Origin of the sequence: Burkholderia aenigmatica (assembly GCF_048627025.1) — a bacterium.
Classification (GTDB): domain Bacteria; phylum Pseudomonadota; class Gammaproteobacteria; order Burkholderiales; family Burkholderiaceae; genus Burkholderia; species Burkholderia aenigmatica.
Genome location: NZ_CP184468.1, coordinates 3058105 through 3080151, shown reverse-complemented (window position 1 = coordinate 3080151; position 22047 = coordinate 3058105). Strand labels below are relative to the sequence as shown.

The following is a 22047-nucleotide window of genomic DNA, read 5'->3' as shown; positions in this document are numbered from 1 at the left end:
AGCCGCTTCTTAGTCGAGCGGCGCGGAACGCAGGTCGCTCACCTGTTGCGGCGAGATCGGCGTACCGTTGTTGCCCCACGACATCCGGATATACGTGACGACCGCCGCAACTTCCTGGTTCGACAGCGACTGTGCGAACGGCGGCATCCCGTACGGACGCGGATTCTTGAACGTGCTCGGCGGATAGCCACCGTTCAGCACCATGCGGATCGGGTTGACTGCCGATTCCATCACGATCGAATGGTTGCCCGCGAGCGGCGGATACGCCGGCGGCTTGCCTGCGCCGGTTGCGGCGTGGCAGGTCGCGCAGTTGTCCGCGTAGATCTTCTTGCCCTGGTCGAACAGCGCGTTGCCGAACTGCTTCGACGGCTCGTACTGCATGTTCTTCGGCGCTTCAGCCTTCTGCGGGATCGACTTCAGGTACGTCGACATCGCGCGCGTATCTTCGTCGTTCATGTACTGGAGGCTGTTGTGCACGACGTCGGCCATCGGGCCGAACACGGCGCCCTTGTTCGACACGCCGGCCTGCAGCAGGTTGGAGAGCTCTTCAACGTGCCAGTCGCCGAGGCCGAGTTCCTTGTCGTTCGTCAGCGACGGCGCATACCAGTTCTGCAGCGGAATCAGGCCGCCCGCGAAGGCTGCCGAGCTCACCGGGCCGCCCATCATGTTGATCGACGTGTGGCACATCGAGCAGTGGCCGAGGCCTTCGACGAGGTACGCGCCGCGGTTCCATTCGACCGACTTGGTCGGATCCGGCTTGTATTCGCCTTCCTTGAAGAACAGCGTGCGCCAGCCGATCAGCAGGTTGCGGTTGTTGAACGGGAACTTCAGTTCATGCGGACGGCTCGGCACCGATACCGGCGCCACCGAGCGCAGGTACGCGTAGATCGCGTCGGAATCCGCACGCGTGACCTTCGTGTAGCTCGCGAACGGGAAGCCCGGGTACAGCAGGCTGCCATCCTTCGAACGGCCGGTGTGCATCGCGCGGTAGAAGTCGTCCGACGTCCACTTGCCGATGCCGTCCTTGTCGTCCGGCGTGATGTTCGGCGTGTACATCGTGCCGAACGGCGTCGCCATCGGCAGGCCGCCCGCGAACGACTTGCCGCCGCGCACGGTGTGGCACGCGATACAGTCGCCGACGCGCGCGAGGTATTCGCCCTTCTTGATCAGCGCGGCCTGGTCGGCCGGCGTGGCCGCGACGGCGGAAGCGCCGTGCAGCGTGTCGTTGCCCGGCCACAGGACCGGCACGAGGGCGGCAGCCGCGACGATCGCGACGGCCGAGAGTGCAAACAGGGACTTGCGTTTCATTGTGTCTGTCTCCCTTGCCTTATTGCGGTTCGCTGCCGCAGGCGAGCGGAGTCTTCATCGAACGCGCCGGAGCCGGCACGGGGTTGGCGGGCGCCGGTTGCGCGGCGAGCCATGCGGTCACGGCGGTCACGTCTTCGTCGGAAAGCTTCGAAGCGACTTCATGCATGCAATCGGGCGCCTTCGCGTGACGGTTGCCCGAACGCCATGCACCGATCTGCGCGCTCAGGTAGTCGGCGTGCAGGCCGACCAGGCCCGGGATCGCCGGCTGCATGCCGGTCAGCGTCGCGCCGTGGCAGGCCACGCAGGCCGGCAGCTTGCGCGACGGATCGCCTTGCGTGACGAGCTGCTTGCCGCGCGCGAGCGTCGCGGCCGGCAGCGTCGGCTTCGCCGGCGCCGGGTACGGCGGGCGTTCGGCCGAGAAGTGCTCGGCCATTTCGCGCAGGTAGTCGTCGTTCAGGTACGTCAGCAGGTAGTTCATCGGCGGGTACTTGCGCCGGCCGTCACGGAAGTTGACGAGCTGGTTGTACAGGTACTCGGCCGGCTTGCCGGCAAGACGCGGGAAGTAGTCGTTGTCGGTGCCTTGGCCATGGACACCATGGCAGGCCGTACAGCCGCGCACGCGCTCGGCCATGGTATCGGGTGCCTTGAGCGGCGCCTGCTGGGCTTGCGCTTGCTCCGTGGGCTTGGTCTGCGCTTGGGCAGCGCTCATAAGGCCCGCGCCGCCGAACATCAGAACGGCGAGCAGCGGACGGAAGAGGCGTCTTGAAGACACACGAGACTCCATGTTTATTCGACGGGGACCTGTTGTCCGGGCTACGATCGGCTCGGCGCATGACGGCAAGGCAGCCGGGCTGCTGCGACGCGGCATTCTATCATCGATGGGTAATGACGGCTATTTGGCAAAAGGTCATCGGTTCCTGTCCGTTTGCGACTTGCGACAATTTGACGCGCATTGCGACGTGCTGGTGTGAACCGGCGTGCGTTTTCACCATCGAAGACCGTACACTCGCGGGTCGCGCGGCGCCGCCTCCGCCGCAGGTCCAGTCATTTCTCCCGTTTCCGGATTCATCGATGACGTTTTCTACCGTGCCGTTGCCTTCCTCACGCTGTCCGTCCCGTTGCCGCCGCTCCGTCGGCCTGCCGCTGTCGGGAGGGTGTGCGCGATGAAGTTCGACAGCTTGTGGATCGGTCAGGTCGCGCTCGCGGCACTGATGGACGCCGCGTTCGCGATGGCGGTCGGCTCGGCGCTGCTCAAGGCATGGCTCGGCAAGGACGGCGCCCGTCCGGTCGTCGCGCCGTCGCATCCCGCGTGGCTGCGCGCGCAACATTCGCTGGCCGCGGCGGCGCTGGCGCTGGTGCTCGCGGATCTCGGCTGGCTCGTCTACGAGGCCGCGACGATGAGCGGGGCGGGGCTCGGCGGCGCGTTCGCCGCGATTCCCGTCATGCTGACGCAGACGCATACGGGCTTCGCGTGGAGCGTCGCGTTCGGCGGCGCCGTGGTGCTCGCGATCGTCGCGCTGGCCAAGCCGGAGGGCCCGGTCGCGCATGCGGTGCTGTGGCTCGCGGTGATCGTGGTCGCGGCCGGCAAGGCGTCGCTCGGCCATGCGGCCGATTCGGGCGCGCTGTCCGCGGCGGTCGGCGTACAGACGCTGCACCTGCTCGCGACGGCCGTGTGGGGCGGCCTCGTGCTCGCGGGCGGGCTCGCGGTGCTGCCGGCGCTCGGTTCGTCGGTCGCGCGCGGCGCGCTGATCCGCATCGGCCAGCACCTGTCGCGGACGTCGATCGTCGCAGTCGTCTTCGTGCTCGGCACCGGCGCGCTCAACGCGATTCGCGGGCTCGGCGGTTCGCTCGCGCCGCTCGACGGCAGCACGTGGGGGCGCGTGTTGCTGCTGAAGCTGCTGCTCGTCGCGCTCGCGCTCGTGCTCGGCGGCCTGAACCGCTTCTCGGCGCTGCCGCGCCTGCGCCGCACCGCATCGACCGAGGATGCGCACACGTTCCGCAACATCCTGCATCTCGAAGCGCTGACGATGATCGGCGTGTTCGTCGCGGCCGCGGTGCTGTCGTTCAGCGTGCCGGGGTTCGCAGCCCTCGGCTGACGGCAAGGCTTGCGCGGAGAGGCGCGCCGCAAGGCCGCCCGAGCGCACCCGGCACGTGCCCGGCGTCGCTGCACGCATGCAAAAACGGCTGCCCGTCGGGCAGCCGTTCTCGAATCGATACTGACCGCGCGGGCCGCAGCCGCGCGCCGCGCTTACCACTCGGCGACGCTGCCGTCCGCGTGACGCCACACCGGGTTGCGCCAGCGGTGGCCCGTCTTCGCCATCTCGCGCACCTTCTCCTCGTTCACGTCGATGCCGAGCCCCGGGCCCTGCGGGATCGCGACGAAGCCATCCTCGTAGCGGAACACCTCGGGGTTGCGCAGGTAGTCGAGCAGGTCGTTGCCCTGGTTGTAGTGGATGCCGAGGCTCTGTTCCTGGATGAACGCGTTGTAGCTGACCGCGTCGAGCTGCAGGCACGCGGCAAGCGCGATCGGGCCGAGCGGGCAGTGCAGCGCGAGCGCGACGTCGTAGCTCTCCGCGAGCGTCGCGATCTTGCGGCACTCGGTGATGCCGCCCGCGTGCGACGCGTCGGGCTGGATGATGTCCACGTAGCCGCCCGCGAGGATGTGCTTGAAGTCCCAGCGCGAGTACAGCCGTTCGCCGAGCGCGATCGGCGTGTTGGTCTGGTTGACGATGTCGCGCAGCGCCTCGACGTTCTCCGACAGCACCGGCTCCTCGATGAACATCAGCTTGTACGGGTCGAGCTCCTTCGCGAGCACCTTCGCCATCGGCTTGTGCACGCGGCCGTGGAAGTCGACGCCGATCCCGACGTGCGGGCCGACCGCGTCGCGCACCGCTGCGACGTTCGCGATCACCTGCTCGACCTTGTCGTAGGTGTCGACGATCTGCAGCTCCTCGGAGCCGTTCATCTTCACGGCCTTGAAGCCGCGCTCGACCACCGCGCGCGCATTGTTCGCGACGTCGCTCGGCCGGTCGCCGCCGATCCACGAGTACACCTTGATGCGATCGCGCACCTGGCCGCCGAGCAGCGCATGCACGGGCACGCCGTGATGCTTGCCCTTGATGTCCCACAGCGCCTGGTCGACGCCCGCGATCGCGCTCATCATGATCGGGCCGCCGCGGTAGAAGCCCGCGCGGTACATCACCTGCCAGTGATCCTCGATCAGCAGCGGATCGCGGCCGACGAGGTAGTCGGCCAGTTCCTGCACCGCGGCCTCGACCGTGTGCGCGCGGCCTTCGACGATCGGCTCGCCCCAGCCGACGATGCCCTCGTCGGTTTCGATCTTGAGGAACAGCCAGCGCGGCGGGACGACGAAGGTTTCGAGGCGGGTGATTTTCACGATGCGGGTCTCCAGGGTTGACCGGCGCGGGCAGTCGGGCGCGGCGCACGGTCGCGTGCTTTCGCGGTTATCCTAGCGTAGCCCGATAAAAAATAGTATTAATAGCACTATTGTGCAGATAGTGAGATAGCGGGCAGCCGGCCCGCCCGGGTACCGGCATAACGGAGAACGATCATTCGACGCGACCTGCATGGACAGACGGCCTTCCGGCTCGCCACGGCGATCCTGCGCGGCGACTACCCGCCCGAGTCGCTGCTGCCGAGGGAACCCGACCTGATGGAGCTGTACGGCGTGAGCCGCACGGTGATGCGCGAGGCGCTGCGTACGCTCACGTCGAAGGGGCTCGTGGAATCGCGGCCGAAGATCGGCACGCGCGTGCGGCCGCGCGGCGTATGGAACCTGCTCGACGCCGACCTGCTCGACTGGTACGCGCGCGTTGCGCCACCGCTCGCGTTCGCGCTGAAGCTGCAGGAGATGCGCGAGATGGTCGAACCCTACGCGGCCGCGCTCGCCGCGCGCATGCATACGCAGGACACGTTCGACGCGATCGACGGCGCGGCGCGCGCGATGGCCGCCGCGCGCAACGTCGACGAATGGGTGCGCGCCGACCTGCGTTTTCACCTGAGCGTGCTCGAGGCCGGCGGCAATGAGCTGCTGGTGCCGCTCGGCACGCTGATCGATCGCACGCTCGAGGCGCAGCTGCACCTGAATGCGCGCCGCGCGGACGTGTACAACGCGTCGCTCGCCGAGCACACGGCCGTCAGCGACGCGATCCGCGTGCGCGACGAGGACGGTGCGCGCCGCGCGATGGCGGCGCTGCTCGCGGTGACGCGCGCGCGGATCGAGATGTCGTGACGGGCATGCCCGAGCGGTGCGGCGCCGTCAGGCGTTTGCGCAGCCGCCCGGTTTGTGGATGCGCTCGGTCGACGCGGGGTATTTCGCGAGCAGGCTCGCCGGCCGCCGCGGGCGCACGACCAGGTCGCCGCCGCAGTTCGGGCAGCGGCCCTTCAGCACGTCGTCGGCGCAGGTCGCGCAAAACGTGCATTCGAACGTACAGATGCGCGCGTCCGCCGAATCGGGCGGCAGATCCTTGTCGCAGCATTCGCAGCCGGGGCGCAGTTCGAGCATGACGGTGTTCCTTGGTTCGGGCAGGGTCGGGACGGGCGCCACCGGACATTGCGTGCAGCGCATGTGCGCGCTACTGTACCCGCTTGGATCGGCCGGGCCAACGGTGTCCCGACGGGGCGCCGTCGATGCGCACGGGCCGTACCGGGAGACGACCATGCTTTATCGCGGAAGCTGTCACTGCGGCGACGTGAAGTTCGAGGCGGAAGGCGACCTGCAGGGCGTGATGGCGTGCAACTGCTCGATCTGCCAGCGCAAGGGCGCGCTGATGTGGTTCGTGCCGCGCACGAGCATGACGCTGCTCACGCCCGACGAGAACCTGGCGACCTACATGTTCAACAAGCACGTGATCAAGCACCGCTTCTGCAAGCGCTGCGGGATTCATACGTTCGGCGAAGGCGTCCACCCGAACGGCACCGCGATGGCCGCGATCAACGTGCGCTGTCTCGAGGATGTCGATCTCGACGCGCTGCCGGTCACGCACTACGACGGCCGCTCGCACTGAGCGGCGCGTCGGCGCATGAAGGGTCGCGTGGCCGTCAGGACGGTTGCGCGGCAGCGGCATCCGGCGCGGGCGTTTCCACCTGCGGGGCGGGGCCCGCGGTGCGCGTGCCGGTGCCGGCCGGGCGTTCGATCAGCGGCGCGAGCGCCGGCGCCATCGACTTCAGCAACTGCACGGCCATCGCGCTCGTGAAGTCGTAGCGCGCCGCATACGGTTCATGCGCCGTTGCGGTCAGGACCCCGAAGAACCGGTCGCCGAGCACGAACACGAACGTGCCGCTGCGATTGACCTTGCGCGACTCGATCAGCCGCGCGCCGCGCGCATAGACGTTGAAGCGCTGGTCGCCCGTCCCTGTCTTGCCGTACACGTCGAGCGTCTTGCCGTCGGGCAGCGTGAAGCCGCCCGCGAGGCGGCGCGCGGTGCCGTTGAGCACGACGTCGCGCAGCAGCGTGTGCGCCACGTTGACGATCTCCGGCGACAGCATCGGCTGCGGCTGCGCGGCCGCGCGCACGAAGCGCGTCTCGTACGGCGTCCCCTTCGCGAAGTCGAGCCGCGTGATCGTCTCGGTCGGCGCCTTCTGGCCGCCGTTCGCGATCAGGCCGATCAGTTTCGCGAGTGCGTCGGGCTGGTCGCCCGATGCGCCGATCGCGGCCGCATACGACGGCGTGACCTCCGCGAACGGGTAGCCGAGCGCGCGCCACGCCTTCGTGATCTCCGCGTACGCACGCAGTTCGACCATGCGGCGGATGCGGCGGTCCTGGGTCGCGTGGTAGCGCGTCTTGTACAGCCATGAGTACGTGTAGAAACGCGCATCGTGGCTGTCGCGCTGGACATCGGCGAGCGATGCGCCCGGGTGCGCGCGCAGGTAGTTGAGCGTCCACAGCGCGAGCGGATGCACGCTCGCGATATAGCCGCGATCGTTGAGGTTGAAGCGGTCGATCGCGTACTTCGCGTAGAGCTTGGCGAGGTCGTCGTCGGACAGCGTCGCGGCCGGCGTGCCCTTCAGTTGCGCGCGCATCTGCGCATCGAACCACGCGAGCGATTCGTTCGGCGCGACGCTGCGCAGCACCGTCGCGATCTTCGGCGGCGATTTGCGCACGTCCTTCAGCATCAGCGCGAGCGCGTCGTCGGGCGCCTTGCCCGCATAGCGCGTGTAGTAACGCTTCACGTAGACCTGGCTTTCGCCGTCGACGAACTGCTGCAGGTAATGCTGGCGCTGCTCGGGATCGCCGAGCCACGACGACGACGGGCCGGCCGCCTGCAGCGTCTCGTAGTGGACGATGTCGCGCATCAGCCGCACGAACACGAGGTTGACCGAGTGCTCGAACGCCGTGTGCAGCGTCAGGATCCGGCCGTTGTCCGATTTTTCGAAGTTCGAGAATACCTGCGCGCCGCCGCCCGTGTAGAACACGTCGGGACTGGCCGAGTACTTGCGTTCGACGGCCGCGTCGAGCATTGCCTGCAGCGAGCGGTCGCGCGTATGCGACAGATAGTCGAGCGCCCAGTGCGACAGCCCGTCGATCGGGTCGGGCTTCACGCGGGCCAGCTCCGCGTTCGACAGGTTCGCGTAGCGCGCATGCAGGTCGGACACGATCTGCAGGTACGTGATCAGCGTGCGCAGCTTCGCGGTCGAGCCGAGGTTGATGCGGCCGCCGCGATTGACGTCGAACGGTTCGTTCACGCTGTCGGTCTGCACGCGCAGCAGGTTCGCGCCGTTGCGGTGTTCGTACAGCGTGAAGCTGTACGTGAGGTGCGACGGGTCGTCCTTCGGCGCGAGCATCTCGAAACCGTACAGGCCCGCTTTCTGCGCGCCGTCACGCGTCGACGCCTGGGCGAGCCGTTCGGCGACCGCCTGCTGCACGCCGTTGTCGAGCGTGCTGGTCGCCTGCAGGTCGAACTGGTCGAGCTGGTACAGGTCGCTGATGCCGAGTGCCGACAGCAGCGACGCGCGCGCGGACGTCACGGCCTTGCGTGACACGAACGACTGCACGTGCGCGGCGGCTGGCGGCGCGCTGCGTTCGATCTGCGCGGTGAGCGCGGCGTCGCGCAGCGCGGGCGAAATCACGCCGCCGTTCGACAGCAGCCGCAGGTAGCTGTCGGTCAGCTTCTGCAGCGCCGGATAGCCGCGGTTGAGGAAGTACGACGGCGCGCGCTGCGCGATGATCAGCGACAGCACCTCGCGGAATGTCTTGCCCTGTTCGTCGACGTTGTCGCCGGTGGTCGGCGCGGACAGGATCCGGTTCACGTCGTTGAAGTCGCGGCCGTACCACGCGGCGAGACCGTCGCCGATGCCGGTGATTTCACCGACATGCGGCCGCGCGGCGAGCGGGACGGAATTCAGGTAGCGCACGACGATGGTGCGGCGCGCGGGCATCGTCTGCGGGCCGTTCAGGTACGCGCGCACCGATGCGGACGCGATCTGCCGCAGCTTCTCGGGCGGCGTCGCGGTGCGGCCCTCGGGCGAATGGCGGAACTTCTCGATCTGCGTCGCGAGCGTGCTGCCGCCCGGGCGTGCCTGATGGCGGTTGACGACGTGCAGCGCCTGGTCGGCGACCGCGCGGCCGAAGCGCCCCCAGTCGATCGCCGGGTTGCGGTTCGGCTCGTTCGCGTCGAGCAGGTAGCGATCCTCGATGAACAGCAGCGAATTCGCGACCACGGGCGGCACCATGTCGAAGTCGGCGTAGACGCGCTGCGGGAACGCGGTCGTGAACAGCGGCGCGCCGGTCGAGTCGAACAGCATCAGGCCCGCCTGGTCCTTCTCGTCGAACGGGAGGAACAGCCCGCGATCGCCGAGCAACAGCATCCGCTGCGAATCGCGCGCCTGCTTGCTGACGACGAAGCCGCGCGCGAGCAGGCGCTCCTGGAACGCCGGAATCATCGCGTAGCCGAGGCGCTGGTCGTACGGGCCGTTGGCGGGGAAGCGGATGTGATCGCTCGGGCCCGTCTCGACCGTGTAGCCGACATCGCGGGTGAGCTCGGACAGGTAGTGCGCCTGCAGCCGGGACGTTTCGATCTCGCTCTGCACGAGTCGCGCAACGATCGCCACCGCGATCAGCAGCGCGGCCAGCAAAGACCACTTGATCCACGTCCAGACCGATGCGAGACCGGTCACGCGCGGCAGGATACGATTCAGCGGCCGATTCATGGCGGCGTCTCCCTGAAGGCACGGGCTCCGGCCGCACCCCATTAAGGATTAGTGTAGTCCTCAAAGGCGTGCTGCCAAGAGCGGTCACTACGGAGATGCGCGGATGCAACGCCCGTGCCCGCCGGTGGTGCAGCCAGGGGGTGCCGGTGGCGGTCGAACCGGTTTCAGGCCGGCGGTTCCTGGGCGCCCGACGGGCTGCCGGAACGGCAGGCCGGATAAGTGGGGTCGGATATTCAGTGCTTGCACGTGAAATATTCGATCACGTGATCGACGAAAAGGCGCGTCTTGCGCGGGAAGTGCCGGCGGCTCGGATACGCGATGTTCATCTCGAGATCGTCGACGCAATAACCGTCGAGCAGCGGCAGCAGCCGGCCGTCGCGGAGGTCGTCCTCGACGAGGAAGCGCGGGAGGATCGCGACGCCCATGCCGCTCAATGCGAATTGCCGGATCAGGCCCAGGTTGTTCGACGCTGCCGACTTGTTCGGGCGCACGGCGAAGCGCATGTTGCCGAGGTCGAACGACACCGATTCGCCCGCGTAGTCCGACTGGAACAGCAGGCACGCATGATGCTCGAGATCGCGCGGATGCGCGGGCTGGCCATGCCGGTCGACGTACTCGTGCGACGCGCAGATGACGAGACCGAATCGCGTGAGGACGCGCCGTACGGTGCTGGCGCCGTTGATGCGCTGCGTGATCAGCAGCCCGACGTCGAATCCTTCCGACACGAGGTCGACATGCCGGTCGACGACCGTCACTTCGGGCACGACTTTCGGATGCTGGCGCTTGAATGTGTCGAGCGCCGGGGCAAGCATCTGGATACCGAACATCACGGGCGCGACGATCTTGAGCGAGCCGATCGGCTCATGGTTCAGCGATGCGATCGTCTCTTCGACGCAATCGATCTCGCCGATCAAGCGGCGCACCTGCTCGAAATACAGGCGTCCGGCGTCGGTGAGCGACAGGCTGCGCGTCGTGCGGTTCAGCAGGCGCGCGCCGAGCCGGTTTTCCAGGCTCAGGAGCAGGCGGGTGGCGGACGAGTTGGAAATGTGCAGGTCGGCGGCGGCTTTTGCGAAGCTCTGCATTTCGGCGACCTTGACGAACAAACGCATCGACTGGAGTTCATCCATGTTTTTTGATGTTGATCAGTGAATTTATCTTTATTGAATTGTATTCCTCTGTTTTTTAATTAACGAAACGCCATAAGGCAATTGTGTTTTATCGAACCGGGTAAAAATTCAAGGTGGAGACGGCGGGATTCTGAAAGGTTTGGTTGCGCGTTGAAGCCTTGCGGGCGTTGCTTGGCGGGCGGGTTCGTATGAGTTTCTCGCACCGGATTTTCGGGATAATTGGCCGGGAATTTATTGAGATAATCGGGCTGACTGGATTGTGCGGGTTGATTTTCGTACTTGTACTAAATCAATTTTAGGAATTGTACGAAAATTGTTCTGGCGATATCGGGCTGCATTGCGCAATGCGATTGCGCTTCGCGCCCGCGCGTGCCGCCATCGCCACAGCGCGCTTCGCGCGATCGTGTCGGTGCATGGTCTCGACGGGATTGCCCGAGTGTTGTTCGACGGGCGCGAACTCGCCTATCCCGGCGTGCCGAGAGATGCGCCGCCTGCAAGACGCAGGGCGCGATCGTGTCGGACGGCGGCGAGCGCATGTGACCGTGATGGGCAAGGCCGTCGCGCTCGAACACGACCTGCGCTCGTGTCGATGCGTGCCGCAGCCGAAACTCGTCGCGTCGCAGCGGGACGATCTCCGGATAGAACCCGCCGTGCAGGCGGGCGTTCCGCGTGTGCAACGCATGCGGAATGCCCGCCCGATCTCAGGCGCTGCCTGCGGTTTCGATCACGAGGATGCGTGCTTCGCCGAGCGGATGCGCGACGTGTTCGGTGCCGGCCGCCGCGTGGAACACGTCGCCCGTTTCGAGCACCGTCGCGTGCTCGACGCCTGCTTCGCGATACCGCATCTCGACGCGACCGTCGAGCACCGCGAACACTTCCTCGCCGTCGTTCACATGCCAGCGATACGGCTGGTCGGTCCAGTGCAGGCGGACCGTGATGCCGTTGAGGTTCGCGATGTCGAGCGCGCCCCATGCACGGTCCGCGGTGAACGCGGCGCTGCGGATGATGTTCATCGATGAGTTCTCCGGCGCGTATGCGCGTCGTCTTCCAGTTTTCGCGTCAATTTCCTGGCGTTCGCATTCAGCGCGACATCGCGCGCAGCGCCTGTTCGATCGTCTCCTTGCGCTTCGCGAAGCCGGCCGCCGAGCGTTCGGTGACGCGCTTCACGACCGCCGCCGGCGCGGTGTCGGGCGAGCCGGCGTCGAACGGCGGGGCGGGCGCGTATTCGAGCTGCAGCTGGATTGCCTGCGCTTCTTCGTCGCCGGCCAGTTCCGCGGCGATCGTCAATGCGAAGTCGATGCCGGCCGTGACGCCGCCGCCCGTGATCAGGTTGCCGTCGCGCACGACGCGCTCGCGCACGGGCACCGCGCCGAGCGGTTCGAGCAGCGCGTGGAATGCCCAGTGCGTCGTCGCGCGCCGCCCGCGCAGCAGGCCGGCCACGCCGAGCAGCAGCGCACCCGTGCAGACCGACGTCACGTAGCGCGCGGCAGCCGCGCGTTGCTGCACGAATGCGATCGTCTCGGCATCGAGCAGCAGCGCGTTGATCCCGATCCCGCCCGGAATGCAGATCACGTCGAGCGGCGGGCAGTCGTCGAACGTGCAGGTCGGCGCGAGCGCGAGCCCGCTGCTCGACGCGACGGTGTCGCGCGACTTCCAGACCAGATGGACGGTGGCGTCGGGCAGCGACGCGAGCACGTCGTGCGGGCCGGTGAGATCGAGTTGCTGGACGCCCGGAAACACGAGAAAGCCGATATGCAGGGTCATGTGAAGACTCCGAGAGGAAGGGGAACGAACCATTGCGGGCACGGGATGGACAGATCGATTCTAGGCGCGTAGTGTTTGGCGAAATTGCCATATCACCCACGTTTTCAGCCAATCGCCATGCCTGCTGCTCCGCGTTCGATCCTGATCCTCGCGTTCCCTCGCGCGCAGCTGCTCGACGTGTCGGGGCCGCTGCAGGTGTTTGCGTCCGTCAACGAGCTTGCGCTGGAGCGCGGCCAGCCGGCGCCGTATGCGCCGCGCGTCATCGCGGCCGATGCGGGGCCCGTCGAGACGTCGTCGGGCCTGGTCGTGATGGCGGAATCGTTGCGTTCGGCGGCGCGCCATCCCGATACGCTGATCGTCGCCGGCGGCAAGGGCGTGCATGCGGCATCGAAGGATGCGCGGCTGGTGCGCTGGGTACGGCAGCAGGCGGCGCGCACACGGCGCGTGGCATCGGTCTGCACCGGCGCGTTCCTGCTCGCCGAGGCCGGCCTGCTCGACGGGCGGCGTGCGGTCACGCACTGGGCGCGCTGCGACGAGTTCGCGGCGCGCTATCCGAACGTGCGCGTCGAGTCCGATCCGATCTTCATCCGCGAAGGCGCGCTGTGGACCTCGGCCGGCGTGACGGCCGGCATCGATCTCGCGCTCGCGCTGGTCGAGGAGGATCTCGGGCGGGCGACCGCGCTCGACGTCGCGCGCGAACTCGTCGTGTTCCTGAAGCGTCCGGGCGGACAGGCGCAGTTCAGCACGATGCTGTCGATGCAGCGCACCGACGACCGGTTCGGCGAACTGCACGCGTGGATGGCCGAGCACCTGACGGCCGACCTGTCGGTGCCCGCGCTGGCCGAGCGCGTGCGCATGAGCGAACGCAGCTTCGTGCGCCACTACCGCGCGGGAACCGGCCGCACACCCGCGCGCGCGGTCGAGCAGATCCGCGTCGAGGCCGCGCAGCGTTTGCTCGGCGAAACGGCCTGGCCCGTCAAGCGGATCGCCGCGCGTTGCGGCTTCGGCTCGGAGGAAACGCTGCGACGCTGTTTCGTGCGCGTGCTGGGCGTGTCGCCGCAGGGGTATCGCGAGCGGTTCGTGCGGTAACGCAGGCCGTCCGGCCAGGGTCGGGGCCGGAACGATTGTCGCGTGAGACTGAACGGAAATCGATCGCTTTCCAGTCCGAAATTCTGAAATTATTCAGGATCGTAGAACAATAGGTGGGGGCTTGTGCCGTGCCCGTCGCGCGCTCTATTCTGTTTCGTTGGCGATTCGAAGGGGGAGCAGCATGGACCGAATCCAGGCAATGGAAGTTTTTACCCGCGTGGTCGACGCGAACAGCTTCACGCGCGCGGCCGACACGCTCGCGATGCCGCGTGCGTCGGTGACGACCATCATCCAGAACCTCGAGGCGCTGCTCGGCGTGCGCCTGATGCACCGGACGACGCGCCGGCTGTCGCTGACGCCGGAAGGGGCGGCGTACTACGAGCATTGCATGAAGATCATCTCGGAGATCGCGGAGGCCGACGCGAGTTTCCAGACCGGCAACCGCAAGCCGAGCGGCGTGCTGCGCGTCCACATGCCGAGTTCGCTCGGGCGGCGCGTCGTGTTGCCGTCGCTGTCGATTTTCCGGCAGCGCTACCCGGACATCACGCTCGAACTGGGGCTCTCCGACCGCTACGTGGATCCGGTCGAGGAGGGCATCGACTGCATGATCCGGGTCGGGCCGCTCGAGGATTCGTCGATGGTCGCGCGGCGGATCGGGATGCTGAAGCGCGTGACCTGCGCGTCGCCCGACTACCTCGCGCGTCACGGCGAGCCGCACGAGATTGCCGATCTCGCCGAGCATCATGCGGTGAATTTTCGTTCGAGCCACGGCGCGCGTGCGATTCCATGGGTGTTCATGATCGACGGCAAGCCGTTCGAGGTGCGGATGAACGGGAGCGTCACGGTCAACGATTCGGATGCCTATGTGACGTGCGGGCTCGAAGGGTTCGGGATGATCCAGCCGACGCTGTTCATGGTGCTGCCGAACCTGCTCGACGGCTCGCTGGTCGAGGTGCTGCCGGACTGCAATCCGAAGCCGAAGCCGATCTCGATCGTCTATCCGCACAACCGGCATCTGTCGCAGAAGGTGCGCGTGTTCGCCGACTGGATCGCTGAGGTGTTCGAGTCGACGCCGTCGCTGGAGGGCGGGGAGAACTGGCGCGGGCGGGTGGGGGCGCAGGCGGCGAAGGTGCAGAGAGGCGCGGTGGCGGCGTAAGGCGTCGGGCTGCTGCCGCGGTGGCCGTGTTGCCGGCCACCGTGGGTTCCGGTGCGCGCCGCCGGCACGCGTGGGGACGCCGCCGCTACCAGCGGATGGTGTACGGATTGTTGCCCAGCGCCCAGTGCGCGTTGTCGTCCCGCTCGAGGAGGATCCCCTTGTGGGCCCAGCCATCGTCTTCGGGATAGAACGACAACGCGCCCAGCAGGTCCGGGTCTGCCAGCCACGGCGTCGCTTGCTTGTCCGGTTTCCACAGGAAATTGACCCACGTCACCAGATGCGGATTGTCGTCGAACGGATTCTTGGAGGGCGTCATGAATTTTTCGACGCCGCCATATGAAACGTGCGCGCAGAACAGGTTGATCATGTACAGGACGCGCCCGCCGGGTGACGAAGGATCGGTCGACTCGATTTCTTGATATCGGTAGTATGGCTTCCCGAACGCGGTAAGCTCGATATGGCTCAAGCGCACAGGCTTGTCACTCAGCTCGTAATCCGGATTCCTGATGGTTGGCTTGCCTTTGCCCGCGTCGAATTTGACGGTGATCAGGCCGCGGTCGATGAGCGCCTGCACGTCTTTCCGGACCGTCCCGTCCACTCTCAGCAAGCTCGCCGCAGTGACGTCGGCGGGCAGCTCGGCGCCGCTCAGGCTGACGCAGGCGTCAGTCGGCGCCGTGTTCTTGTCCGCGAGCGCGGCTTTCAGAATCTCGTCGATCTCGCTTTTGCCCAGGCCGCCCGGCGGTGACAGGTATCGCACGCCTGCCACCGCGGCAACGGCGACCGCGGCGACCGCGACACCTGCCACCAGCCGGCGTCGTCTCGTGCGTCCGCGTGGCTTGTCGCGGTTCGATTCGTTACGTTCCGTCATCTGATCCTCGGTATTTTCGTTGGCGATCGGGTCACTGCTGAATCCGGTCATGGAGAAGCGGGCAGCGGCCCGACCGGTCGAACGCGTGTCCGATTTTCGCCGATCGTGGAAGTCGGCAGCCAGTCGATGCCACGGCCTCAATTGTGGGACTGATCCGGAGCAGCGCCACGCGTCGCGCGATCGCGCAGCGCGGCGGGCAATTGCCACAGCATCAGTTCGCGCGTGCCGAGTCCCCACAGCGCCGAACCGCTCCATGAAAAGGCCAGCGCCTGGATCTCGCTGTCTTTGGGGATCGACGATGTGTCGAGCTGCACGGGTGTGCGGCCCTGTGCGACGTCCCAGAGTGCCACGCGATGCTTCCAGCCGCCAGTGGTGTAGGTCGTGCCCATTGCCAGGAAGCGTCCGTTCGCCGAACGGGCGGCGGCCTTGAAGTTGTCGGCACTGCCCAGCAGTGCCGACAGCACGTGCCCGCTCTTGAGATCCACCACGTGCATGCCGACAAAGCGCTCCCGTTTCGGGCCGGGATACTTCACGGGAGGCGGCATGCTGCCGTCGTCGTCGAGCAGGAGCACGAAACCTGTCGCGATCCATTGACCCTGCGGCGAACCGAGCGGCTTGGGCACCCATTGCGCGATACCGGCAGCGCTGACGGAATTCGGCATGCCGAAGCGCTGGGGTAAGGCGATCGTACGCAGCGCGCGGCCGGTGCGGGCGTCCAGCTCGGCGAGCCCTTGCGAATCCTCCGTCCAGTAGCTCCCGGAAGGCCGCCAGCGTACCGGCCAGATCAGGGCATTGCTGCCGTTGCTGATCTCGTTCATCAGCGACTGCCGTACCGACGACAGCGTGGTGACGAACGGCCATGGATCGTCGGTGGCCGACGGCGGTGACGCCGGGCGCTGCACGGTCAGGAATTCGGAACCGACCGGGTTCTCGTTCTTCTCGTCACGCCGGATGTCATGCCAGAAATTGACCGGCAGATCGTCGTCGAGAATCCAGTGCATATCGCTCATCTGATGGTCTCGCCAATCGGTCTCGCTCGGCCAGACGACTTCATGACGATCGACCTTGCGGCTCGCGAGGTCATATCGGTACAGGCATGGGTTGCTCTTGGCATCCGGCTGGCCGTCGAACCAGACGGCGCTGCCGTCGCCGTTCATCATCATCCGTCGCGGGCCGTCCTTGCCGTGCCAGACTTCGTCCGCCTGCAACCCACCGTTGCCCGCGTGCAGTCGCCACACATACTCGTTCCAGCCGCGGTTGTCGGCCACTTGGGCACTGAACAGCAGGCTGCCATCCGGCAGGCCGAGGATGTCGTGCGGGTACAGCAACGTGCGCTGCGACGGGTCGGTCACGAACTTGTCCCAGCGGATGATCGCAGGCTTGATGACCGGGGCGCTCGGGTCCGGCACGACCAGCTTGATTGCGGGGGGCGGCATCGACGGTGTCGTGGGTAACTGCCATGCAACGGGCGACGTGGCGATTTCCAGCTTGGCTGGCAGTGCGGACAGCGCGTCGGACAATGCCGTGAACACGTCGCCCGGTACGACGGATATGCCTGTCCTGCTGGATTGGGTCCGGTTGCCGCTGAATATGTCCAGGTCCTGCAGTGTGAGTGCTTTCCACAGGCTGTAGTCGGGGTTGGGCCGGGAGTCGATGCGACCGAACTGAACGACCGTCGCCGGGTGCCCGAATATCGCGCTGACGTCCTGCACCCTGACGAACAGCGCGCTCCGGTACTGACCGGTGATGCCATCGCTGTGGTCCTGGCGGGCTTCCCAGAATGCGTAGGTGGACTGCAGCGCAGGCACGCCCGAGCCCTGGAACAGCCGGTCGACGCGTGTCCGAGCCTGATCCATGCGCCAGTCCAGTTCCTGCCGGGTGATCGCGCCTTGTTGCAGCGCCTGCTGCAGTTTCGGCAGGGTCGCGTGGTCGGCGATGGCTGCGCGCAGGTCCGGCCGGCGCGACAACAGCACACGGCTCCAGGGGTCCGGCAAATTCTGCAGCTGCCAGCTATTGGCGCTGGCTGTTACCGGGCTCGTCCGTTGCAGTACGCGTTGCACCAGCGGCTGTACCTGATCGTAGGGGGCGGAGACCAGCAGGAACACGGCTTCCGCATAAGCTTGCCGGTTCTTGCCGTTGTCCCAGATCAGGACCTGCTCGCTTCGACGGGCGGCTACTTCGTAATCGTCGTCATGCCCGGTGTCGTGCAACTGCTCGAATCTCCAGTGCAAGCCGTCGACGGTGGTGTCTGGCAGAGGGTCGGCGTGGCAGGCAAGCGGGATGGCGATGCCGATCAGAACCGACAGGAAGCATGCGAGGCGTTTTTTCATTGACGTTATGCCCGGATGCAGCAGAAATTTGGACATGCCGATTCTAAGTGCGGTGTAGTGTCCGTGCCGCGGTGGTCTGGGTGCGATTGCGCGGGGTATCGACTTTTGCACCGTTCGGTATCGCCGCATACCGGCATCGGCGCGTGGATCGTCTTTTTATGGAGAGCGGTGCCGGCATCGGTTGCGTATCCGCTCCGTTCTCGAGCGCAATGGCACGATCATCGTGGCCACGAAAGCATGAGCCGGTACTGGAGCGTTGAATTGAAAGCGCGGGTTTCCGATTGCGACTGTGTTCAATCGTTCTTGTTGGCGTCGGTCTTGCGCAGACACGGGTGTCGGGGCGCGTGACGAGCTCGGATGAAAGAATCGCGGCCATTCAGCGCGACGGCTCGCGTCGGCGCATTCAAGTCACGCATCGCGATTTCGACAGGACGTGTGCGATTGACGATGGCCGAATGATCGTCGCGTTCGACTGGCGGAGGCTCACACGGTCAACGTGATGTGACGGCGTGTGTTTTTGGCGGAACAAATGAAAAAGCCGCTGTTTCTTTCGAAACAGCGGCTCTCGCATTTGGTGGCGAATCAGGGATTCGAACCCCGGACCTGCGGATTATGATTCCGTCGCTCTAACCGACTGAGCTAATTCGCCGAAGAAATGAATTATGGAGAATGCCGGTCTGGCTGTCAACACCTTTTTTCATCTTCCGTGAAAAAGGTTGTCGTCGGCCCGCGCCGGCCTCGTCGCGGGGCGGGTTGCCGTTCCCGGAACCCGCCCGCCACCCGACCTCAATCCTGCGCGTAGATATTCGAGTCCTTCGTCTCCTTGACGAACAGCAGGCCGATCACGAACGTGCCCAGTGCGATCACGATCGGATACCAGAGGCCCGAGTAGATGTTGCCCTTCGCCGCGACGATCGCGAACGCGGTCGCCGGCAGGAAGCCGCCGAACCAGCCGTTGCCGATGTGATAGGGCAGCGACATCGACGTGTAGCGGATCCGCGTCGGGAACATCTCGACCAGCATCGCGGCGATCGGGCCGTAGACCATCGTCACGTAGATCACGAGGATCGTCAGGATCACGATCGTCATCGGCCAGTTGAGCTGCGCCGGGTCGGCCTTCGCCGGGTAGCCGGCCGACTTCAGCGTCGACGCGAGCGTCTTGTCGAACGTTGCACCCTGCGCCTTCGCGTCGGCCGCCTTGCCTTCATAGGCGGGGATCACCGTGTCGCCGACCTTGATCTGGGCCGTCGTGCCAGCCGGTGCGGCGACGTTCTCGTAGTTCAGGCCGGCCTTCGCGAGCGCACTCTTTGCGACGTCGCACGAGTTCGTGAACTTCGACGTGCCCACCGGGTTGAACTGGAACGAGCAGGTGGCCGGATCGGCGATCACCGAAATCGGCGCCTTCTGCGTCGCGATCTCGAGCTGCGGGTTCGCGTAGTGCGTGAGGGCCTTGAACAGCGGGAAGTAGGTCAGCGCTGCGATCAGGCAGCCCGCGAGGATGATCGGCTTGCGGCCGATCTTGTCCGACAGCGAACCGAAGAACAGGAAGAACGGCGTGCCGATCAGGAGCGCGATCGCGATCAGGATGTTCGCGCTCGCACCGTCCACCTTCAGCGTCTGCGTGAGGAAGAACAGCGCGTAGAACTGGCCCGTGTACCACACGACGGCCTGGCCGGCGGTCAGGCCGACGAGCGCGAGGATCACGATCTTCAGGTTCTTCCACTGGCCGAACGCCTCGGTCAGCGGCGCTTTCGACGTCTTGCCTTCCGCCTTGATGCGCATGAACACCGGCGATTCGTTCAGCTGCATCCGGATCCACACCGACACCGCGAGCAGCAGGATCGACGCGACGAACGGCACGCGCCAGCCCCAGCTGCCGAACGCTTCCTCGCCGATGAACGTGCGCACGCCGAGGATCACGAGCAGCGACAGGAACAGGCCGAGCGTGGCGGTCGTCTGGATCCACGCGGTGTAGAAGCCGCGACGGTTGGCCGGCGCATGCTCGGCGACGTAGGTCGCCGCGCCGCCGTATTCGCCGCCGAGCGCGAGACCCTGCAGCAGCCGCATCGCGATGAAGATCACGGGCGCGGCAATGCCGATCGACGTGTAGCCGGGCAGGAAGCCGACCACGAACGTCGAGATGCCCATGATCACGATCGTCACGAGGAACGTGTGCTTGCGTCCGACCATGTCGCCGAGCCGGCCGAACACGATCGCGCCGAACGGCCGCACCGCGAAGCCGGCCGCGAAGCCGAGCAGCGTGAAGATAAACGCGGCGGTCGGATTGACGCCGGAGAAGAAACTCTTGCTGATGTAGGCCGCGAGCGAGCCGGCCAGGTAAAAGTCGTACCACTCGAACACGGTGCCGAGCGACGACGCGAAGATCACCTTCTTCTCTTCGCCCGTCATCGGCGCGTGCGAAATTTGCCCGCCTAACGTTGCCATGAGTCGTCTCCAAGTCCCTTGATATAGATATGCGGCCGCCTTGGGTGAGCGGGCCTGTGGACGATTATTGGTACGGAAACTTACGGCGGACTGACTCGCGCGTGCAAAACGACTGCGCGTTAACCCGCGTCGAATCGGTTGCTTTGTGTGCCTATCGTGCTTCGAACGTCCGTCAAATTGCCGGTTTTGGTGCGGTTGCGGCGTGCTGCGGCGGCGCGCGTCAGGGTTAATCCGGGGCGGTGTCGGTCAGCGGCAGGCTGATGCGCACGAGCGTGCCGGCGAGGCGCGGTGCGTGCTGGTACACGTGATCGTCGAGCGTCAGCGTGCCGCCGTGCTGCGTGGCGATCTCGCGCACGATCGCGAGCCCGAGACCGCTGCCGTCGCCTTCGCGGCCGAGGATCCGGTAGAAGCGCTCGACGACGCGCTCGCGTTCGGCGGCCGGGATGCCCGGCCCGGTGTCCTCGACTTCGAGATGCACGACCCGCGCCGCGGGCTCGGCGCACACGCGCACCGTGATGCGGCCGCCGTCCGGCGTGTAGCGGATCGCGTTGTCGATCAGGTTGCCGAGCATCTCGCGCAGCATCACCGGATTGCCGTCGACGTCGAGCGGCGTGTCGTCCGGCGGGCCTTCGTAGCCGAGATCCATTCGTTTCGCGAGCGCGGCCTGCACCCAGTCGCGCACCGCGCGCCGCGCGAGCGTGGCGATCTCGACCGGCTCGAACGTCAGCCCGCTCGCGCGGTTCTCGGCGCGCGCAAGCGCGAGCAACTGCGTGACGAGCCGCGCGGCCTGCTCGGAGCTCGTCGCGATCTGCTCGAGCGAGCGCTGCACGTCGGGCGGAACGGGATGGCGCAGCGCGAACTCGGCCTGCGTGCGCAGGCCCGCGAGCGGGGTCTTCATCTGGTGCGCGGCGTCGGCGATGAAGCGCTTTTGCAGCGCCATGTTCTGTTCGAGGCGCGCGAGCAGGTCGTTGAACGACGTGACGAGCGGCTCGATCTCGGGCGGCGCGCGCTGCGCCTCGACGGGCGACAGGTCGTCGGGCCGCCGCGCGCGGATGTGCGCCTGCAGCGCGTTGAGCGGCGCGAGGCCGCGCGACAGCCCGAACCAGACCAGCAGGATCGCGAGCGGCAGGATCACGAATTGCGGCAGGATCACGCCCTTGATGATGTCGTTCGCGAGTGCGTTGCGCTTGTCCAGCGTTTCGCCGACCTGCACGAGCACGGGCTGCGTGTTGCCCGGTTGCGGCAGCGCGACCGTCGTATAGGCGACGCGCACGTCGTTGCCGCGCAGCAGGTCGTCGCGGAACATGACGACGCCTGGCGGCGGGCGATCCTCGTCGCGCGGCAGCGGCATGTCGGCTTCGCCCGCGACCAGCTCGCCGCGTGTGCCGAGCACCTGGAAGTAAACACTGTCGACGTTGTCCGCGCGCAGGAAGTCGCGTGTCTGCTCCGGCAGCGTCAGCTCGGCGACGCCGTTCACCGGATGGATCTGCCGCGCGAGCACGTACGCGTTGGTCTCGAGCGCGCGGTCGAACGGGCCGTTCGCGATCGTCTTCGCGACCAGATAAGTGACGGCGATGCTCATCGGCCATAGCAGCAGCAGAGGCGCGAGCATCCAGTCGAGGATCTCGCCGAACAGCGAGCGCGGGCGCGGTGCCTCGGGCGCATCGGTTTCGTCGGGTGGCGCGAACGGGTTCTCGTAGCGCGCGTCGCGTGCCTCGTCGGCGGCCGACGACGGCGCGCCGGTCGGGTGGCGGGTATGGGCCGGCGTGGCCATCGCGGCGACGCCCGGGT

At 66.6% G+C, this 22047-nt stretch carries 18 protein-coding genes, 1 tRNA gene and 1 pseudogene; 7 read left to right on the top strand and 13 right to left on the bottom strand.

Annotated features, from left to right (window positions below):
- Positions 1-9: 9 nt before the first annotated feature.
- Both ACN8ZM_RS14410 and ACN8ZM_RS14405 read right to left on the bottom strand, forming a co-directional pair.
- Positions 10-1308: a c-type cytochrome gene (locus tag ACN8ZM_RS14410; RefSeq protein WP_043190707.1), complete on the bottom strand. Its 1299-nt coding sequence runs from the start codon at positions 1306-1308 to the stop codon at positions 10-12.
- Positions 1309-1327: 19 nt separating this feature from the next.
- On the bottom strand, positions 1328-2092 hold the full coding sequence (locus tag ACN8ZM_RS14405; RefSeq protein WP_043190709.1) for a c-type cytochrome: 765 nt from the start codon (positions 2090-2092) through the stop codon (positions 1328-1330).
- Here ACN8ZM_RS14405 and ACN8ZM_RS14400 point away from each other — a divergent pair.
- Together ACN8ZM_RS14400 and ACN8ZM_RS14395 are read left to right on the top strand one after the other, a co-directional pair.
- Positions 2091-2279 carry a hypothetical protein gene (locus tag ACN8ZM_RS14400; protein ID WP_143331030.1) on the top strand — a complete coding sequence of 63 codons (189 nt, stop codon included), beginning with the start codon at positions 2091-2093 and terminating at the stop codon, positions 2277-2279. The two genes, ACN8ZM_RS14405 and ACN8ZM_RS14400, sit on opposite strands and share 2 nt — an antisense overlap.
- A gap of 192 nt (positions 2280-2471) precedes the next feature.
- Positions 2472-3404, top strand: coding sequence for a CopD family protein (locus ACN8ZM_RS14395; protein WP_301770299.1), 933 nt, complete (start codon positions 2472-2474; stop codon positions 3402-3404).
- Between the two features lie 152 nt (positions 3405-3556).
- On the opposite strand, the gene dgoD is transcribed toward ACN8ZM_RS14395, so the two are convergent.
- A complete protein-coding gene (dgoD, locus tag ACN8ZM_RS14390) occupies positions 3557-4705 on the bottom strand; it encodes a galactonate dehydratase (protein WP_043190713.1) in 1149 nt (382 codons plus the stop codon).
- A gap of 222 nt (positions 4706-4927) precedes the next feature.
- Here dgoD and ACN8ZM_RS14385 point away from each other — a divergent pair, with 222 nt between their 5' ends.
- Positions 4928-5560 carry a FadR/GntR family transcriptional regulator gene (locus ACN8ZM_RS14385; protein ID WP_420211001.1) on the top strand — a complete coding sequence of 211 codons (633 nt, stop codon included), beginning with the start codon at positions 4928-4930 and terminating at the stop codon, positions 5558-5560.
- A gap of 27 nt (positions 5561-5587) precedes the next feature.
- Here ACN8ZM_RS14385 and ACN8ZM_RS14380 read toward each other — a convergent pair whose 3' ends face one another.
- The gene (locus ACN8ZM_RS14380; protein WP_069248784.1) at positions 5588-5833 is read right to left on the bottom strand and encodes a DUF1272 domain-containing protein; all 246 of its coding nucleotides are present in this window, start codon (positions 5831-5833) and stop codon (positions 5588-5590) included.
- A 154-nt stretch (positions 5834-5987) separates the two neighbouring features.
- Here ACN8ZM_RS14380 and ACN8ZM_RS14375 point away from each other — a divergent pair, with 154 nt between their 5' ends.
- Entirely contained in the window at positions 5988-6335 is a 348-nt protein-coding gene (locus tag ACN8ZM_RS14375) for a GFA family protein (protein ID WP_043190717.1), read from the top strand.
- A gap of 34 nt (positions 6336-6369) precedes the next feature.
- Here ACN8ZM_RS14375 and ACN8ZM_RS14370 read toward each other — a convergent pair whose 3' ends face one another.
- Complete coding sequence (locus ACN8ZM_RS14370; protein ID WP_420210193.1) at positions 6370-9477, bottom strand: transglycosylase domain-containing protein; 3108 nt, start codon at positions 9475-9477, stop codon at positions 6370-6372.
- A gap of 233 nt (positions 9478-9710) precedes the next feature.
- A complete protein-coding gene (locus ACN8ZM_RS14365) occupies positions 9711-10604 on the bottom strand; it encodes a LysR family transcriptional regulator (protein ID WP_043190722.1) in 894 nt (297 codons plus the stop codon).
- Positions 10605-11004: 400 nt separating this feature from the next.
- On the opposite strand from ACN8ZM_RS14365, the pseudogene ACN8ZM_RS14360 reads away from it, so the two are divergent.
- A pseudogene (locus ACN8ZM_RS14360) lies at positions 11005-11227 on the top strand (PAAR domain-containing protein); the annotation flags it as partial.
- Between the two features lie 78 nt (positions 11228-11305).
- On the opposite strand, the gene ACN8ZM_RS14355 reads toward ACN8ZM_RS14360, so the two are convergent.
- Together ACN8ZM_RS14355 and ACN8ZM_RS14350 are read right to left on the bottom strand one after the other, a co-directional pair.
- Entirely contained in the window at positions 11306-11617 is a 312-nt protein-coding gene (locus ACN8ZM_RS14355; RefSeq protein WP_089451222.1) for a cupin domain-containing protein, read from the bottom strand.
- 67 nt (positions 11618-11684) lie between these two features.
- Positions 11685-12368, bottom strand: a complete 684-nt coding sequence (locus tag ACN8ZM_RS14350) for a DJ-1/PfpI family protein (RefSeq protein WP_089451221.1) — start codon at positions 12366-12368, stop codon at positions 11685-11687.
- 117 nt (positions 12369-12485) lie between these two features.
- On the opposite strand from ACN8ZM_RS14350, the gene ACN8ZM_RS14345 reads away from it, so the two are divergent.
- Complete coding sequence (locus ACN8ZM_RS14345) at positions 12486-13457, top strand: GlxA family transcriptional regulator (RefSeq protein WP_420210192.1); 972 nt, start codon at positions 12486-12488, stop codon at positions 13455-13457.
- Positions 13458-13638: 181 nt separating this feature from the next.
- Positions 13639-14613: a LysR family transcriptional regulator gene (locus ACN8ZM_RS14340; RefSeq protein WP_043190729.1), complete on the top strand. Its 975-nt coding sequence runs from the start codon at positions 13639-13641 to the stop codon at positions 14611-14613.
- An 85-nt stretch (positions 14614-14698) separates the two neighbouring features.
- On the opposite strand, the gene ACN8ZM_RS14335 is transcribed toward ACN8ZM_RS14340, so the two are convergent.
- The 5 genes from ACN8ZM_RS14335 to ACN8ZM_RS14315 form a co-directional block, all read right to left on the bottom strand.
- On the bottom strand, positions 14699-15532 hold the full coding sequence (locus tag ACN8ZM_RS14335; RefSeq protein WP_420210191.1) for a hypothetical protein: 834 nt from the start codon (positions 15530-15532) through the stop codon (positions 14699-14701).
- A gap of 86 nt (positions 15533-15618) precedes the next feature.
- The gene (locus tag ACN8ZM_RS14330; protein ID WP_420210190.1) at positions 15619-17847 is read right to left on the bottom strand and encodes a hypothetical protein; all 2229 of its coding nucleotides are present in this window, start codon (positions 17845-17847) and stop codon (positions 15619-15621) included.
- Positions 17848-18383: 536 nt separating this feature from the next.
- Positions 18384-18460, bottom strand: a tRNA-Met gene (locus tag ACN8ZM_RS14325).
- Between the two features lie 137 nt (positions 18461-18597).
- Positions 18598-20256 carry an MFS transporter gene (locus ACN8ZM_RS14320; RefSeq protein ID WP_420210189.1) on the bottom strand — a complete coding sequence of 553 codons (1659 nt, stop codon included), beginning with the start codon at positions 20254-20256 and terminating at the stop codon, positions 18598-18600.
- Between the two features lie 226 nt (positions 20257-20482).
- Positions 20483-22030 carry a sensor histidine kinase gene (locus ACN8ZM_RS14315; protein WP_043190739.1) on the bottom strand — a complete coding sequence of 516 codons (1548 nt, stop codon included), beginning with the start codon at positions 22028-22030 and terminating at the stop codon, positions 20483-20485.
- Positions 22031-22047 lie beyond the last annotated feature (17 nt).

Excerpts from the sequence above, each read along its gene's own strand:
- ACN8ZM_RS14410 (WP_043190707.1), bottom strand. The coding sequence starts at position 1,308 with ATGAAACGCAAGTCCCTGTTTGCACTCTCGGCCGTCGCGATCGTCGCG.
- ACN8ZM_RS14345 (WP_420210192.1), top strand. The coding sequence starts at position 12,486 with ATGCCTGCTGCTCCGCGTTCGATCCTGATCCTCGCGTTCCCTCGCGCG.
- ACN8ZM_RS14395 (WP_301770299.1), top strand. The coding sequence starts at position 2,472 with ATGAAGTTCGACAGCTTGTGGATCGGTCAGGTCGCGCTCGCGGCACTG.
- ACN8ZM_RS14335 (WP_420210191.1), bottom strand. The coding sequence starts at position 15,532 with ATGACCGGATTCAGCAGTGACCCGATCGCCAACGAAAATACCGAGGAT.
- ACN8ZM_RS14400 (WP_143331030.1), top strand. The coding sequence starts at position 2,091 with ATGTTTATTCGACGGGGACCTGTTGTCCGGGCTACGATCGGCTCGGCG.
- ACN8ZM_RS14375 (WP_043190717.1), top strand. The coding sequence starts at position 5,988 with ATGCTTTATCGCGGAAGCTGTCACTGCGGCGACGTGAAGTTCGAGGCG.
- ACN8ZM_RS14380 (WP_069248784.1), bottom strand. The coding sequence starts at position 5,833 with ATGCTCGAACTGCGCCCCGGCTGCGAATGCTGCGACAAGGATCTGCCG.
- ACN8ZM_RS14340 (WP_043190729.1), top strand. The coding sequence starts at position 13,639 with ATGGACCGAATCCAGGCAATGGAAGTTTTTACCCGCGTGGTCGACGCG.
- ACN8ZM_RS14355 (WP_089451222.1), bottom strand. The coding sequence starts at position 11,617 with ATGAACATCATCCGCAGCGCCGCGTTCACCGCGGACCGTGCATGGGGC.
- ACN8ZM_RS14330 (WP_420210190.1), bottom strand. The coding sequence starts at position 17,847 with ATGTCCAAATTTCTGCTGCATCCGGGCATAACGTCAATGAAAAAACGC.
- ACN8ZM_RS14315 (WP_043190739.1), bottom strand. The coding sequence starts at position 22,030 with ATGGCCACGCCGGCCCATACCCGCCACCCGACCGGCGCGCCGTCGTCG.
- ACN8ZM_RS14365 (WP_043190722.1), bottom strand. The coding sequence starts at position 10,604 with ATGGATGAACTCCAGTCGATGCGTTTGTTCGTCAAGGTCGCCGAAATG.
- ACN8ZM_RS14405 (WP_043190709.1), bottom strand. The coding sequence starts at position 2,092 with ATGGAGTCTCGTGTGTCTTCAAGACGCCTCTTCCGTCCGCTGCTCGCC.
- ACN8ZM_RS14370 (WP_420210193.1), bottom strand. The coding sequence starts at position 9,477 with ATGAATCGGCCGCTGAATCGTATCCTGCCGCGCGTGACCGGTCTCGCA.
- ACN8ZM_RS14320 (WP_420210189.1), bottom strand. The coding sequence starts at position 20,256 with ATGGCAACGTTAGGCGGGCAAATTTCGCACGCGCCGATGACGGGCGAA.
- ACN8ZM_RS14350 (WP_089451221.1), bottom strand. The coding sequence starts at position 12,368 with ATGACCCTGCATATCGGCTTTCTCGTGTTTCCGGGCGTCCAGCAACTC.